The organism is Streptomyces sp. WAC00040 (genome assembly GCF_056835925.1).
In genome coordinates, this window is record NZ_JAKQZE010000002.1 from 1,006,544 (window position 1) to 1,020,333 (window position 13,790).

Here is a 13,790-nt window from a genome sequence, read left to right on the forward strand (position 1 = left end):
CGCCCCCTGATGAGCCTTCGCCGAGGGGACTCTTCCCCGGAAGGGACGTCGAACGCAAGTGCAGCAGGCCCGTATCGAGCGGAGAACCCCTCGTGTCCGGTTGACGACGGTGAGGGGTCCGCTGTTCCGAGGGCGCATCCGCTACTTCTGCTGATGCTGCCTCGACGTGTCCTTGAAGCGCCCCAGAGCCTTGATCAGGGCGTTTCGTGGGGAGCCTGCCGGCTTGGCGGCCGTGTCGTCCGGGGCCGGGCGCGGCATGCTGTCGGAGCCGGTCGCCTCGGCCAGCGCGGCCTGCGCGAGTTCGGCTGCTTCCCGGTACAGGTCCCGCGACCTGGTCATGGCCTCGAGCGCCTCGGCGTACTTGATGACGAGCCGGCGGGTGTGGGCCAACTCCTCCTCCAGGGTGAGCAGGTGCCACCGGTGGCGCAGGCTGTGGAGGGCCCCTTCCGCCTCGGTGGTCAGGGTCCGCGGCAGCTCGGCGAAGGCGGTGACCTTGTCGACGAGTTCCGTCGGCTCCGAGCCGTCCAGGAAGACACTGCGGACGGAGAAGCGGTCCGCGTCGTACTCAGAGCCCACCAACGCCGTGGGCAGGACCACCGCCCCGCCGCGTGGCACCCGTACGTGTAGGTCCCTCATCGCCCAGTTGACGATCTGGAACTGCTCCGGCGAGGCCCGGTGCTCCACCACCCGATGGCGCAGGCCAGGCGGCAGGAAGGGTGTCAGAGGCCGGCGGCCGGGCGCGTCGGGCGTCATCGCCTCGTGGACGACGATGTGGATGTTCCAGCTGACGCGGCTGCAGTCCTTGAGGAGACGGCGCATCTCCTTGTCGTCGTCCGGCAGCCGATTACTGGTCCGCAGCCGCAGACCGGGAACCGTGTCGTGGTCCCAGTCGACGCGGTCGCTGTCGGGCCAGAACATCGTCGCGGGGGAGGGCCACCGCTGGTCCCAGGTCCGTTCCGCCTTCGCGGCCAGCACCCAGCCGACCGCCTCGCCGTCACGTTGCCTGCCGTGGGAGTCGAAGCAGGTCAGCTGGGCGCGCACGGTCACGTCGTTGTCCACGCGCCAGCGGGCCTCGAAGAGGCGGCGGGCGGAGGGGTCCGGCGGGGCGGCGCTCTCGTCCGTGCCTGGTGGTCGGGGGAGGCCGCTGACGCCCGCACCGGCCGTGAAAGCGTCAGCGGCATCGGCGGGAGCGAGGTCGAGGAAGTCGTCTATGACCCCGGCGGCCTTGAGCGCGATGAGGTTGCGCCGGACGTCCTGCTCGGGCGTCGGCCCGAGGTGGCGCCCGTGCCCGAGCCACGTCGTGGCGGGGGCGGTGGTCAAGGAGGTACTCGTCTTCGGCATGGAGTCGTTCTGTCAGGGGGTCGCGGGCAGCTCCAGTATGGTGCGGACGGCCGCCGGAAACACACGAGGGTGAGGCCCGACACTCCTGATTCACGGTGGGTTCTGTTCGTTTACGTGGTCGCGGGAGCTGCCGGCGGCGGCCGGCTCAGGGCGGCCCACGCGGCGAGGAGTCGATGTTCGAGAGGAAGTCGGGCCAGTAGCCCGCAGAGGCGGGGGCCAGGGTGGAGAGCATCTTGACCGGACCCGCCAGGTGCTCCTCGGCCAGCCTCGCGTGGGCGCATCACCGCCAGGCGGCGAAGACGGGCAGGCCGCGCCGCGGCGTGGTCAGTTGGTGCAGGCCCAGCAGGGTCTCCCAGACGGGGTCCGGTTCGCGGGCCGGATGGACACGGGTCAGGTCCCTGTCCGTGAGATGAATGCGCAGCATTCTTGACTCCCCCCCAGTGTGTTCGGTCGGCACGGACACGTTTTCCGGTCATTTCTTTCCGGGACGCGCGGCTTGGCCGTCGTCGGGACGTGGTCCGCATCCCGGTCCGGGTGGCAGCGGGCAGACCGCCGTGACGCTCCCGCCCGCGGCTGTCACTGTCCCGGGGCGGCAGGCCCGATGGGCCCGCCGCGGCTCCGACGGACGTCCCCTGCCCACTGGCCCCTGTGCCGGGCCGCGGATGAGCCCAGGGTCCGGACCCGGAACCGCGGGTCCGGCACCGGCCGTGCCTGGGCGGCGCCCTCGGCCGTCACAGTGACGGCTGTGCCTTCTCCGGTCCGGGCGTCGGACCCGCTCCGCGGGCGGCGGCGTCGGTGTGCGGGGCGGCGGGGCGGCGCGCTCACGGCCTCCGCCGGCCCGGCTCGGCGGCGTCAAAGGCCGCCCGGCACCGGGCCGTTACCGCGCAGGGCGCAGGCGCGCCGACGAAGTGGCCGTCGTACGGAAGGCGGCCTGCGGGCAGCGCACGGTACGCGGCAGAACGCAGGCGCGCCTTGGTTCACCCTTCCCCCATTCCCCGTGATTCCGCGTGTGCTGTCGTCCCCGCCCGTCCCGGTGGTCGGCCGGTCGGCGGAGGGGCACACACAGCGTCACACGGCGAAATCGCGTCTGCCAGGGAGGCGGCGATGAGTGCCAGGAGACGTCCAGGGCCGCCAGGCCCTTGCCGGACTGGAAAAACTCCTCGACCCGCCACCTTGATCCAGCGACGCGCACAAGGGTGGTCAGCGGCACTGCGGCAGGCGAGTAGCAGCGGTAGTAGGCACGTTCGCCGGTGCTGCGGCTGCGGCGGATCAGCAGCTCCCGGCTCCCGGGCCGGGGATCGGTGAGGTCGATGACGGCCCAGTCGTAGAAGCGGTGGCCCTTGGCTCCGGCCCCTGCGGCCAGCTTCTGCCAGGCCCTCTTGGGCACCTTCCTGGCCAACATGTCGGCAACGAAACCTCCCGGCGCCTGTGGTGACTTCGTGCGAGCAGGCCACCGCGAGGACGTAGCCGGTGCCGCGTTCCTCCAGCGCGGGTGCGCAGCCTCAGGTTGCCGCCGTAGACCTCGTCTGCGGGCCCGGCGTCGGGATTTCGACCCGTGCGAAGCGTCCCGCTATCCGGCTCATCAGGCCCTCGAACGCCTCCTGCCGGCAGGCAGGGTCTACGCTGTGACCTGCGGTCACCGCATGATCGTTTGTCTTCACACACCGATGATCAACGGTGGCCGCACCCGTCTCCACACCGCGTCAGGTCGCGCAGCGTCTGCCTGCCGTCCTGTGTATCGGAGGGCTTGTGCAACGTGGCGAAGTCTGGTGGGTCCAGTTCGACGAGCGGAGGTTGGTCGTACTGCTGTCAGGAGACGACGCGTCCGGGTTCCAGGTGATGCAGGTCGTCGCTCCGGCTGGCCTCGACATCAGCGGTCTGGGCATCGAAGTGACGGTCGGCGCCGGTGAAGGGCTGCCGCTGGAAGGCGTGCTGCGGCTCGCGTTCCCGCGTCCAGGCTTCACCCCGTGCACGTGGCTGACCAACGTGTCCCGGGACGACCTGATAGAGCGGGCGGCCGTCCTGTCCTCCAGGAAGCTCAGCGAGATCGACGATGCCCTCCGACTCGCTGAACAAGCACAGGAGCGGACCCCGGCTGCTACGACCGCAAAGCTCAGCGAGATAGGGGACGCCCTCCGTCGCGGTGAACTCGGGTAGACGGAGAAGGAGCCGACGCCCGCGACGGCATGGGCGATCTCTATTGCCCTGTGAGCTTGGGGACGCGGCTGGCGGGTGGTTTGCCTGCGAGGGCGGTGTGTCCGCGGTGGGGGGCTGGAGCCGCACCGACGGAGCCCGGGGACACAACTGCGATGAGGCGTTTGGGCCAGGCTCTTATCAGGTCACATCCGGCGGTCCGCCGATGCAGCGGCATGCGCTCTCCCGGCCGGCCGACACATCGGCAACAAGGCACGAACGGCCGGTTGGTCTGTGGGTCAGACCGGCCGGAAGGGCGCACTCGAGATCCTCGCAGTTGGTCTGGGGCCGGTAGGTGCCGGGTTCGCTTGTATGCGATCCCGGCCGCCGCCAGCGTGTCGCGCCAGTTGCGTGAGCGGTAGCAGGAGCCGTTGTCGGTCAGCACGCGTTCGACGGTGATGCCGGCCTGGGTGAAGTACGCCTGGGCTCGGGTCCAGAAGGCGGTGGCGGTCTCCTTCTTCTCGTCCGCGTGGATCTCGCTGTAGGCGAGGCGGGAGTGGTCGTCGACGGCGGTGTGGATGTAGCTGTAGCCGGCGTTCGTGCGGTTCTTGCGGCCCGCAGGCGGGCCCGGCACCGTGTGGCCGCCGCCGTCGGGGACGTTGCCCAACTTCTTGACGTCGACGTGGATCAGCTTGCCGGGCCTGTCGCGTTCGTAGCGGCGTATGGCTGGGCCGGTGGCTCGGTCGAGGTGGGTGAGCCCTGTGGCGCGTCGGTCCCCGGCCAACAGGTCACCGTGCCCCGCAACCACGGCAGTTCTCCGGTAGGTCCGGGGACCTACGGCGCCGCCGCGCCCAAGTACGCACGCACCATTCGTGACGACAAGAAAGGCAAACACTGTGCGCAAGCACGTTCTGACCGCCCTGGCCGGAGCCGCCGCGCTGGCACTGATGATCACCGCTCCGTCGGCCAATGCCGAGCCCAACCCGCCCGGCTGCCCGAAGGGATACTTCGGCGCCTACTCCGAGCCGGACCAGGGCGGAACGCTGCTGATGAAGACTGCCGGTGACTGGTCCGGCGAGATCCACCACGTGGGTTCTGTTTTCAACAACGGCTACGTCTTCCCCGGCGCCGACCACATCGACCTGAGCTACGGCGACACGACCTCGGTCCGCCATATCTGCCTGCAACTACAACCCCGGTCCGGGACAGTACAAGGCCGACATCATCTACGCCACGATCGGGACGGTGAAGTGGCTGGGCGAATGCTGAGCCGTACCGGCACAACCGTCTGATCCTCAGGGTCCGTCCTCGGGCCGCGATCGAAGCCGCGTCGCCCCGGCCGCCGGGCAGGCAGGCCGGGGCGGCAGCAGTGCCCCGCTTCCGGAAGGAACGGTTCTCCCAACGCTCACTTCCCGTTGGGAAAAGGCGCGGTGTTCGCTCCTAGGGTGACCGGTGCCGCTCCCCAGATCGTTGCATCGAGAGGACTCCCATGACAGGCACGTCCGCAGGAAGACCGACAGGTCCCGGTTTCGAACGACGCACTCTCCTGCGCGGGGCCGCCGTGGCCGCGGCGGCTTCCCTCCCCTTCCAGGCACTGGCCGCGCGGACGGCGGCAGCCGCGCCGGTCAAGCTCGGATCCGACGCCGGGTACGGTCCGCTCGGCCCGGTCAGGGACCAGGCGACGGGCCTGGAACTGCTCCAGTTGCCCCAGGGCTTCGAGTACATCTCGTACGGCTGGACCAACGACCTCATGGACGACGGCGTGCGCACCCCCGGCGCGCACGACGGCATGGCGGCCTTCCGCTACGGCGACAAGGTCCACCTCGTCCGCAACCACGAGCTCGGCGCCGGGCCCGCCTTCACCGCCCCGTCCTACAACCCGGCCGCCGGCGGCGGTACGACCACCATGGTCTTCGACCCGGACGCCGGCCAGTGGCTCGAGTCCTACGGCAGCCTCGGCGGTACGATGCGCAACTGCGCGGGCGGCCCCACCCCGTGGAACACCTGGCTCACCTGCGAGGAGACCTTCTCCACGACGGCCGGCAAGCGCCACGGCTACATCTTCGAGGTGGCCTCGGAAGGCAAGGGCAATCCCGAGCCCTACAAGGCCATGGGCCGGTTCAACCACGAGGCCGTCGCCGTCGACCCGGCGACCGGCTACGTCTACGAGACCGAGGACCGCGGCGACGCGTCGCTCTACCGCTTCGTCCCGGCCGTGCCGGGCGACCTGTCCAAGGGCGGCCGGCTCGAGGCCCTGCGCATCGGAACGACGACGTACGACACCCGGTCCGACGGCGAGAAGGCGTACGGCACGGTCTCCTGGGTACCCGTCGGCGACGTCGACCCGGCGACGGACACGGTGCGGCTCCAGGCGCAGGCGAACGGTGCCGCGGTGTTCAGCCGCCTCGAAGGCGCCTGGTACGGCAACGACCGCATCTCCGTCATCACGACGGACGGGGGACCCGCACGCCAGGGCCAGGTGTTCGAACTCGACCCGGCCACCGACGAGTTCCGGGTGCTCTTCGCCTCCCCGGGATCCGAGGTGCTCAACGCGCCGGACAACGTGTGCGTCAGCCCCCGCGGCGGTCTGGTGCTGTGCGAGGACGGTGGCGGCACCGAGTACGTCCACGGGCTGACCCCGGGCGGCGAGATCTTCCGCTTCGCCGCCAACGACGTGGATCTCCGCGGCGGGACCGCGGGCAAGAACGTCACGGCGGCCGACCACAGGGGTTCGGAGTGGGCCGGTTCGGTGTTCGAACCGAAGAACGGGAACTGGCTGTTCGTGAACATCCAGAGCCCGGGCATCACGCTCGCGATCACCGGCCCCTGGGGCCGGGGCGCGCTCTGATCCGTCAGCAGGGCCGCGGTGCCGTGCTGCCGCCGTGCCGTGCTGCCGCCGTGCCATGCTGCGGCCGGGTCGCGGACGCGTCCGGCCGGGCGCTGCTCCGGCTGAACCGGCCCGCCGCGAGCCGGTCGCCGGGCGGCTGATCAGCAGGCGGTAGAGCAGTGCACCGATCAGACCGCCGATCAGGGAGCCGCCGGGCACTGCCCTCACGGGTCGGCCGGCGTTCACCGCCCGCCCGAAAACGGCGCCCGGGCGCCGGTTTCCGTCGTCCGCGCCGGCACCGACCTGCCCGGTCGGTGCCGGGGCGCCCTTCGTTCCAGCTGGCCGCTGAAGCCGGGCAGCCTGGCGCGCGTCCCTTCGCCCCTGCTTCGTTCGATCACCGGACTCCGCGGCGTTCACCCGAATGGCCTGCTCACCTGTGAGAGTGGAGGGCCGGGGCGCAAGGTGGTCCCATGTGGTCCCGTCGGATCGTCCTGGGTGCCGGGGTCGTGGTGCTGGCTCTGCTCGTGCCGCGGGACGCCCCGTCCCGGCCTGCCCGGCCCGAGCACGTAGCGGTCGGCCCGGTGGTCCCGCGACCGCCGATCGTCAGCCGGGAGGCGTGGCAGGCTGACGAGGGGTTGGTCAGGGAGCGGGCGACGTACACGGGCGCGGTGAGCGCGGTCTTCGTCCACCACACCGGTCATCTGAACGGTTACGACTGCGCCGACGTCCCCCGCATGCTGCGGGAGATGCAGAGGGACCACGTCGAGAGCGACGGCTGGGACGACATCGGCTACAACTTCGTGGTGGACCGCTGCGGAACCATCTACGAAGGCCGGGCCGGCGGCGTCGGGCGTCCCGTACTGGGGGCCCACACCAAGGGCTTCAACGGCGACAGCATCGGCATCGCGGCGCTCGGCACCTTCGGTCCGGGTACGACGGTCCCGCCGGCGATCGAGGCCGGGATCGTGAAAGTGGCCGCCTGGAAGCTCCGGCCGGGGGCCGATCCCCGAGGCACCGTTCGGCTCGTCTCGACGAACGACGAGAGCACCTACAAGAAGGGCGAGGTGGCCCGGCTCCACGTCATCTCGGGCCACCGCGACGCCTTCCGCACGGACTGCCCCGGCGACGTGCTGTACGAGCGGTTGCCGGTGATCAGAGAGGCCGTTGCCCGGCTGCGCAAGAGCGCGGAGTCCGCTCGGTAGACCGTCCGTACGCACCACGGTCCAGGGCGGGACGAACCGGGCGACGGAGTGCTGCGCCTGTCCTGCCGGACCGGCGTCGACGAACGCGGCCTCGACGGGTGCCGCCCCGCCGCATCCGCCGGGGCCGATCGGTGCGCCGACCGTGGAGGTACGGGGTCGCACGCCTGCGCACGAGCCGCTCGGTGGCGGACCCATCTTGCCGTTCCTATCGAATATCGATAGATTTCGATCGTCATTCGACCGGTTCCCGGTGGTGTCACGCCAGCCTGCGCCTTCGCCGCATCGCCGACGGCCGGCGTACACCCGCGTACCGGGTGCGACCGATGACGGACCCTCATGAGGAGCAGAGCATGACGACAGCCGACCACCCCTACCGCCTCCCGGCCGCGGAAAGTGCCGACGTACTGGTGGTCGGGGCCGGACTGGCCGGGCTGCACACCGCCACGCTGCTGGCCCGCCAGGGTCACGACGTCCTCCTGGTGGAACGGCGAGCCGGTCTCGCCGGCGCGATCCGCACCACGGGGATCTTCGTACGGAAGACGCTCGACGACTTTCCCCTGCCTCCCGAATGTCTCGGGCCGCCCATCCGGCACGTGGTGCTCTACCCGCCGAACCTCCGCCGCCCCGTCGACCTGGTCAGTCCGCGCGACGAGTACCGCGTGGGCGACATGGGGCCGCTCTACGAAGCGTCGGCCGCCTCCGCCGCTGCCGCCGGCGTGCGGATAGCGCTGAGCACCCGTTACCACGGCCGGCACGGCGACACCTTTCACCTGGCCGGACGCGACGGGACGACGACGGTCCGCGCGCGGTTCGTCGTCGGCGCCGACGGCGCACGGTCGAAAGTCGCCCGTGACCTCGGCCTCGACCGCAACCACCATCTGCTCGTCGGTGCCGAGGAGGTCTTCGAGCTGCCCGGGAGCGACGAGCCGCCGACCTTCCACTGCGTGCTCGACCCCTCGCTCGCCCCCGGCTACCTGGCCTGGGTCGTCAACGACGGGCAGCACGCCCATGTCGGGGTCGCCGGCTATGCCGACCGCTATCCGGAGGGCCTTCGCCGGGCGGTGGAGCAGTTCAGCGCATCAGCGCCCGGGCTCGCGGGAGTTGACCGTCCGGAGGCCGTGGAGCGGCGCGGGGGCCTCATTCCCGTCGGTGGCCTGCTGCGTCGGATCAGCTGCCCCGACGGTCTTCTCGTGGGGGACGCGGCAGGCGCGGTCTCTCCCCTCACCGCCGGTGGCCTGGACCCCTGTCTTCGGCAGTCCGAGCTCGCGGCCGAGGTCCTCGACGACGCGCTGCGGGCCGGGAAGCCGGACGCGATGCGCACTTACGACGGGGCCGCTCTGCGCCCCCACTTCAGGGGAAGGCTCATGCTGCGCAGGGGGCTTGCCCAGGTGCGGACGCCGGCTGCCGCGGCGGCGGCGTTCACGCTGCTGCGCACACCGTTCGGCCGGGCCGCGGCCGGCCGGGTCCTGTTCGGTGACAGATCCTTCCCCGACGCGGTACGCGGGTGAGTCCGCCCCACCGACGCCTCGCTGCCCCCGTACGCAAATGTCCGGGCCGGCCGGTTCGGCCGGCCCGGACATCACGGTCGGGCCATCGAGCTCGCGTCGGACGTCAGATCCCGCCGATCACGTCAGGCGATGTCGAACCGGTCGAGGTTCATGACCTTGTCCCACGCCGCGACGAAGTCGTTAACGAACTTCTCCTTGGCGTCGTCGCTCGCGTACACCTCCGCGAGCGCGCGCAGCTCGGAGTTGGAGCCGAAGACGAGGTCGGCACGGCTGCCGGCCCACTTCACCTCGCCCGTGGCGGCGTCGCGGCCCTCGAAGGTCGTCTGGTCCTCGGACGTCGCCTTCCACGTCGTGCCCAGGTCGAGCAGGTTGACGAAGAAGTCGTTCGTCAGCGTCCCGGGCGTCGTGGTGAGGACGCCGAGCTGCGACTGCTGGTGGTTCGCGCCCAGCACGCGCAGGCCACCGACGAGGACGGTCATCTCGGGGGCGCTGAGGTTGAGCAGGTTCGCCCTGTCGAGCAGCAGGTACTCGGCCGGCAGGCGGTTGCCCTTGCCGAGGTAGTTGCGGAACCCGTCGGCGGTCGGCTCGAGCGCGGCGAACGACTCCGCGTCGGTCTGCTCCTGCGAGGCGTCCACCCGGCCCGGCGTGAAGGGCACCTCGACCGGGAAGCCGGCCTCCTCGGCGGCCCGCTCGACGGCCGCGACGCCACCGAGCACGATCAGGTCGGCCAGGGAGACCTTCTTGGCACCGGAGTTGAACTCCTGCTGGATCCCCTCGAGGGTGCGCAGCACCGTGGCGAGCTGGTCGGGGTCGTTGACCTCCCAGGTGCGCTGCGGCTCCAGGCGGATGCGGGCGCCGTTGGCACCACCGCGCTTGTCGCTGGCACGGAACGTCGAGGCCGACGCCCACGCGGTGGACACCAGCTGAGAGACGGACAGCCCCGAGTCGAGGAGCTTGGCCTTGAGGGCCGCGATGCCCTCGGCGTCGAGGACCTCGCCCTCGGCCTCCGGCAGCGGGTCCTGCCACAGCAACGTCTCCTCCGGGACCTCCGGGCCGAGGTACAGCGACTTCGGGCCCATGTCACGGTGGGTCAGCTTGTACCAGGCGCGGGCGAAGGCGTCCGCGAACCGGTCGGGGTTCTCCAGGAAGCGACGCGAGATCTGCTCGTAGACCGGGTCGAACCGGAGCGCGAGGTCCGTCGTCAGCATCTGCGGGGCGTGGGTCTTCGACGCGTCGTGCGCGTCGGGGACCGTGCCTGCCCCGGCACCGTCCTTCGGCCGCCACTGGTGGGCGCCGGCGGGGCTCTTGGTCAGCTCCCACTCGTAGCCGAAGAGGATCTCGAAGAAGCTGTTGTCCCAGGTGGTCGGGGTGTTCGTCCATGTCACCTCCAGACCGCTGGTGATCGTGTCGCCGCCCTTGCCGGTGCCGTAGGTGTTCTTCCAGCCGAGGCCCTGCTCCTCCAACGAGGCGGCCTCGGGGTCGTCGCCGACGTTGTCCGCCGGGCCCGCGCCGTGGGTCTTGCCAAAGGTGTGACCACCCGCGATCAGGGCGACAGTCTCCTCGTCGTTCATCGCCATCCGGCGGAACGTCTCACGGATGTCACGGGCCGCGGCGAGCGGGTCCGGGTTGCCGTTGGGACCCTCCGGGTTGACGTAGATGAGGCCCATCTGAACCGCGCCGAGGGGGTTCTCCAGCTCGCGGTCGCCGGTGTAGCGCCGGTCGTCGAGCCAGGTGGTCTCGGGACCCCAGTACACGTCCTCCTCGGGCTCCCAGACGTCCTCACGGCCGCCGCCGAAGCCGAAGGTCTCGAAGCCCATCTGCTCCAGTGCGACGTTGCCCGTGAGGATCATGAGGTCGGCCCAGGAGATGGACTGGCCGTACTTCTTCTTGACCGGCCACAGCAGTCGGCGGGCCTTGTCGAGGTTGGCGTTGTCCGGCCAGCTGTTGAGGGGCGCGAAGCGCTGCTGACCGGCCCCGGCGCCGCCACGGCCGTCGCTGATCCGGTAGGTGCCCGCGCTGTGCCAGGCCATACGGATCATCAGCGGGCCGTAGTTGCCGAAGTCGGCGGGCCACCAGTCCTGCGAGGCGGTCAGCACCTCGGCGATGTCCTGCTTCACGGCCGCGAGATCGAGGTTCTTGAACGCCTCGGCGTAGTCGAACTTCTCACCGAGCGGGTTCGCCACGGCCGGGTTCTTGGCGAGGATCTTCAAGTTGAGCCGCTCCGACCACCACTGGCGGTTTCCGCCGCCTTGGGTCGGGTGCGGGGCGCGCCCGTGCGCTACCGGGCAGCCGCCGCCTTGGCCCTCCGTCTTCGGGTCTGTGACGATTGCATCCGGGTTCTCGGACATGGGAATCCTTTCGGGCGGAGCGGGATCGTGGTGCTCGTGAAGTGCCGGCGGCCGAAGGTGGGGGCACATGTGTCCCTGACAAGGGGCCGGACTGCCGGGACGGCACGGCAGCGCGGCATGGGGAAAGGCCCGTCAGTCGCGGCCCGTCAGCTTCGGCGGTGGTCCCGTCATGTCTCAGTCTCCTGCCGTAACCGGAGATGCCGGCTCCCTTGGCTGATGCCGGAAACGATCCTACGATGGACGCTGTCCAGGTCAAGAAGTTTGCGCGTTTCATATCCCATCGGGTTCCGGACACCTGCCGGTAAACTACGGGTATTCCGCCAAGCCTGAATAGGTGAACCGATATGAGTGACCTGCTGGAACGGCTGCGAGGACGCGGCTGGCGGGTGACCTCCCAACGGCGTGTCGTCGCGGAGGTCCTCGACGGCGACCACGTGCATCTCACCGCCGACGAGGTCCACGCCCGCGCGGCACAGCGATTGCCCGAGATCTCACGGGCGACCGTGTACAACACGCTGGGCGAACTGGTCTCTCTCGGTGAGGTACTGGAGGTCTCCACCGACGGGCGCGCCAAGCGCTACGACCCCAACGCCCACCGGCCGCACCAGCACCTGGTCTGCTCACGCTGCGGCACCATCCGCGATGTCCACCCCACCGGGAATCCGCTGGCGGACCTCCCGGCGGAGGAGCGGTTCGGCTTCACGGTGTCCGAGGTCGAGGTCACCTACCGGGGCGTGTGCCCCTCCTGCGCCTGACCTTCGGCCTTCAACAGACGGACTCACGGGCCGGCTTCCCCTGAACAGCCTGCGCGCGCCACCGTGTGGGGCGGTGGCGCGCGTGGGCGCCGACTGCGGTCGGACCCGGAAGTGGCCTGTGGGTGGCGGGAGTTCCGGCCCGCCCGGACGATGCGCGGCCGCCGTCGGCCGCGGGCGTCAACGACCGGGCCGGCGCTCCACCATGACCTCGAGGGGAGCCCGGAAGGACAACAGACCCAGCATCGGCGGGCGTGCCCCTTCCGGCGCGAGCCGGATCTCCGGCAGACGGCGTGCCACCGCCCGCAGGGCGATCGCCGCCTCCGTGCGTGCGAGGGACGCGCCCGGACAGCGGTGGCGCCCGGCACCGAACGCCAGGTGGTGGCGAACGTTCTCGCGATGCGGACACATACGCTCCGGCTCGGCGAACACGGCCGGGTCGGAGCCGCTGCCCATCAGCATGAGCAGCAGCTGCGCGCCCGCCGGGAGTCGCGTACCCGCCAGTTCCACCGGCCGCGCGGTGACCCGGCGCCAGGTGGTCACCGGCGGCTCGCGCCGCAGCACCTCTTCCACCCAGGCCTCGGCCAGGCCGGCTTCCGGCACGAGCCGCGGCCAGAGCCCCGGTTCGCCGAGCGCGCGGCGCAGCACGGTGGCGATCAGCTGTCCGGTGGTGGACTGCCCGGCGATGAAGATGAAGAAGCAGGCGCTGACCGCGGTCGCCGTGTCGAGCGGTTCCCCCTCGGGGAGAAGGTGGCGGGACAGGGCTCCGATGAACGACTCGGCCCGAACGTCCGGCGACGATGTGGCTCCGCGTACGGTGTCGGTCAGCCATCGGTGGAACTCACCGACCAGCTCGGCCAGTTCGAGCTGGCGTTCGGCCGAGGGCATGCCCCAGAACAGCTCCAGCGACGCGTCGCTCCAGCGGATCAGCGTGCCGGGCGTGACGCCCCGGACGCCGAGCAGTTCCATGAGGACCCGGCACGGCAGGATCTGGGCGTAGGAGGCGAACAGGTCTTCGCGGCCGTCGGCGTCGATCCTGGCCTGCGCCGCGTCCAGCAACTCCTCGGCGCAGCGCTCGATCACGGGGACGGCGGCCGCCACCTGCCGGGCGTTGAAGAACCGGTTGACCAGCCTGCGCAGCCCGGCATGGCTGCTGGTGCCGTTGTTGGCCAGCGCGGGGGGCAGGGTGAAACCTGCCTTCGCGAGCCTCCGCAGCGCGGCAACCGGGAGCGGGGCGACTGCGTGCTGGGCGTTGTCGGGCAGGAAGACCGACGCGTCGGACAGCACCCGCCGCACGTCCTGGTGGCGGCTGACCAGCCACAGACCCGTCGCCTCGTCGTGGTGCACGGGCGCCTCGGCGCGCAGAAGGTCCAGCCACGGGTAGGGATCGCGTACGAAGTCCGCACCGAACAGGTCGAGTCGATCGCCCGGCACCGGAACATCCCGGGCCCCCGCCGACGGCGCCGCGGCTACGGAACCAAACACGCCGTGAGCCTCGGGCTCCGCGGTCGCGGTTCCCGAGGTCGATACGTCGCCGGCCGGAAAAGTCACGCGCGGACGCTAACACGCACCGTGACCGTCCTCGACGGCCTGTGCGCGGTATCACTCGGCCGGGCATACGGTCCGCCGTGCCACCACCGCCGTACGCGCCCGGCCCCGCCGCACCGATGCCACCCCGC

10 protein-coding genes and 2 pseudogenes are annotated in these 13,790 nt (G+C 70.9%); 6 read left to right on the forward strand and 6 right to left on the reverse strand.

Translation table 11 applies throughout. The features are described 5' to 3' along the window. Positions 1 to 141: 141 nt before the first annotated feature. The 3 genes and pseudogenes from MDN94_RS24055 to MDN94_RS24065 form a co-directional block, all read right to left on the reverse strand. Entirely contained in the window at positions 142 to 1,341 is a 1,200-nt protein-coding gene (locus MDN94_RS24055; protein WP_482727933.1) for a hypothetical protein, read from the reverse strand. Positions 1,342 to 1,621: 280 nt separating this feature from the next. Next, a complete protein-coding gene (locus MDN94_RS24060; RefSeq protein WP_482727934.1) occupies positions 1,622 to 1,765 on the reverse strand; it encodes a hypothetical protein in 144 nt (47 codons plus the stop codon). A 633-nt stretch (positions 1,766 to 2,398) separates the two neighbouring features. Beyond that, positions 2,399 to 2,868, reverse strand: a pseudogene (locus tag MDN94_RS24065) (transposase family protein); the annotation flags it as partial. Between the two features lie 222 nt (positions 2,869 to 3,090). On the opposite strand from MDN94_RS24065, the gene MDN94_RS24070 reads away from it, so the two are divergent. Next, positions 3,091 to 3,498, forward strand: coding sequence for a type II toxin-antitoxin system PemK/MazF family toxin (locus MDN94_RS24070; protein ID WP_482727935.1), 408 nt, complete (start codon positions 3,091 to 3,093; stop codon positions 3,496 to 3,498). 312 nt (positions 3,499 to 3,810) lie between these two features. Here the strand turns inward: MDN94_RS24070 and MDN94_RS24075 are convergent. After that, positions 3,811 to 4,231, reverse strand: a pseudogene (locus MDN94_RS24075) (DDE-type integrase/transposase/recombinase); the annotation flags it as partial. A gap of 139 nt (positions 4,232 to 4,370) precedes the next feature. On the opposite strand from MDN94_RS24075, the gene MDN94_RS24080 reads away from it, so the two are divergent. The 4 genes from MDN94_RS24080 to MDN94_RS24095 all read left to right on the forward strand — a co-directional run bounded on the left by MDN94_RS24080 (position 4,371) and on the right by MDN94_RS24095 (position 9,011). Further along, entirely contained in the window at positions 4,371 to 4,766 is a 396-nt protein-coding gene (locus tag MDN94_RS24080; protein WP_482727936.1) for a hypothetical protein, read from the forward strand. Positions 4,767 to 4,963: 197 nt separating this feature from the next. Further along, entirely contained in the window at positions 4,964 to 6,322 is a 1,359-nt protein-coding gene (locus MDN94_RS24085) for an alkaline phosphatase PhoX (RefSeq protein ID WP_482727937.1), read from the forward strand. Between the two features lie 449 nt (positions 6,323 to 6,771). Further along, positions 6,772 to 7,503 carry a peptidoglycan recognition protein family protein gene (locus MDN94_RS24090; protein ID WP_482727938.1) on the forward strand — a complete coding sequence of 244 codons (732 nt, stop codon included), beginning with the start codon at positions 6,772 to 6,774 and terminating at the stop codon, positions 7,501 to 7,503. 350 nt (positions 7,504 to 7,853) lie between these two features. Beyond that, the gene (locus MDN94_RS24095) at positions 7,854 to 9,011 is read left to right on the forward strand and encodes an FAD-dependent oxidoreductase (protein ID WP_482727939.1); all 1,158 of its coding nucleotides are present in this window, start codon (positions 7,854 to 7,856) and stop codon (positions 9,009 to 9,011) included. Between the two features lie 122 nt (positions 9,012 to 9,133). Here MDN94_RS24095 and katG read toward each other — a convergent pair whose 3' ends face one another. Next, a complete protein-coding gene (katG, locus tag MDN94_RS24100) occupies positions 9,134 to 11,359 on the reverse strand; it encodes a catalase/peroxidase HPI (protein ID WP_482727940.1) in 2,226 nt (741 codons plus the stop codon). A gap of 344 nt (positions 11,360 to 11,703) precedes the next feature. On the opposite strand from katG, the gene MDN94_RS24105 reads away from it, so the two are divergent. Next, positions 11,704 to 12,114 (forward strand): Fur family transcriptional regulator, encoded by a 411-nt coding sequence (locus MDN94_RS24105; protein ID WP_482727941.1) that lies wholly within the window; start codon positions 11,704 to 11,706, stop codon positions 12,112 to 12,114. Positions 12,115 to 12,291: 177 nt separating this feature from the next. Here MDN94_RS24105 and MDN94_RS24110 read toward each other — a convergent pair whose 3' ends face one another. After that, complete coding sequence (locus MDN94_RS24110; protein ID WP_482727942.1) at positions 12,292 to 13,545, reverse strand: cytochrome P450; 1,254 nt, start codon at positions 13,543 to 13,545, stop codon at positions 12,292 to 12,294. Positions 13,546 to 13,790: the final 245 nt, after the last annotated feature.

What these genes read in the sequence shown, in the direction of transcription:
- MDN94_RS24055 (WP_482727933.1), bottom strand. Translation starts at nt 1,341, where the DNA reads ATGCCGAAGACGAGTACCTCCTTGACCACCGCCCCCGCCACGACGTGG.
- MDN94_RS24060 (WP_482727934.1), bottom strand. Translation starts at nt 1,765, where the DNA reads ATGCTGCGCATTCATCTCACGGACAGGGACCTGACCCGTGTCCATCCG.
- MDN94_RS24085 (WP_482727937.1), top strand. Translation starts at nt 4,964, where the DNA reads ATGACAGGCACGTCCGCAGGAAGACCGACAGGTCCCGGTTTCGAACGA.
- MDN94_RS24090 (WP_482727938.1), top strand. Translation starts at nt 6,772, where the DNA reads ATGTGGTCCCGTCGGATCGTCCTGGGTGCCGGGGTCGTGGTGCTGGCT.
- MDN94_RS24095 (WP_482727939.1), top strand. Translation starts at nt 7,854, where the DNA reads ATGACGACAGCCGACCACCCCTACCGCCTCCCGGCCGCGGAAAGTGCC.
- katG (WP_482727940.1), bottom strand. Translation starts at nt 11,359, where the DNA reads ATGTCCGAGAACCCGGATGCAATCGTCACAGACCCGAAGACGGAGGGC.
- MDN94_RS24105 (WP_482727941.1), top strand. Translation starts at nt 11,704, where the DNA reads ATGAGTGACCTGCTGGAACGGCTGCGAGGACGCGGCTGGCGGGTGACC.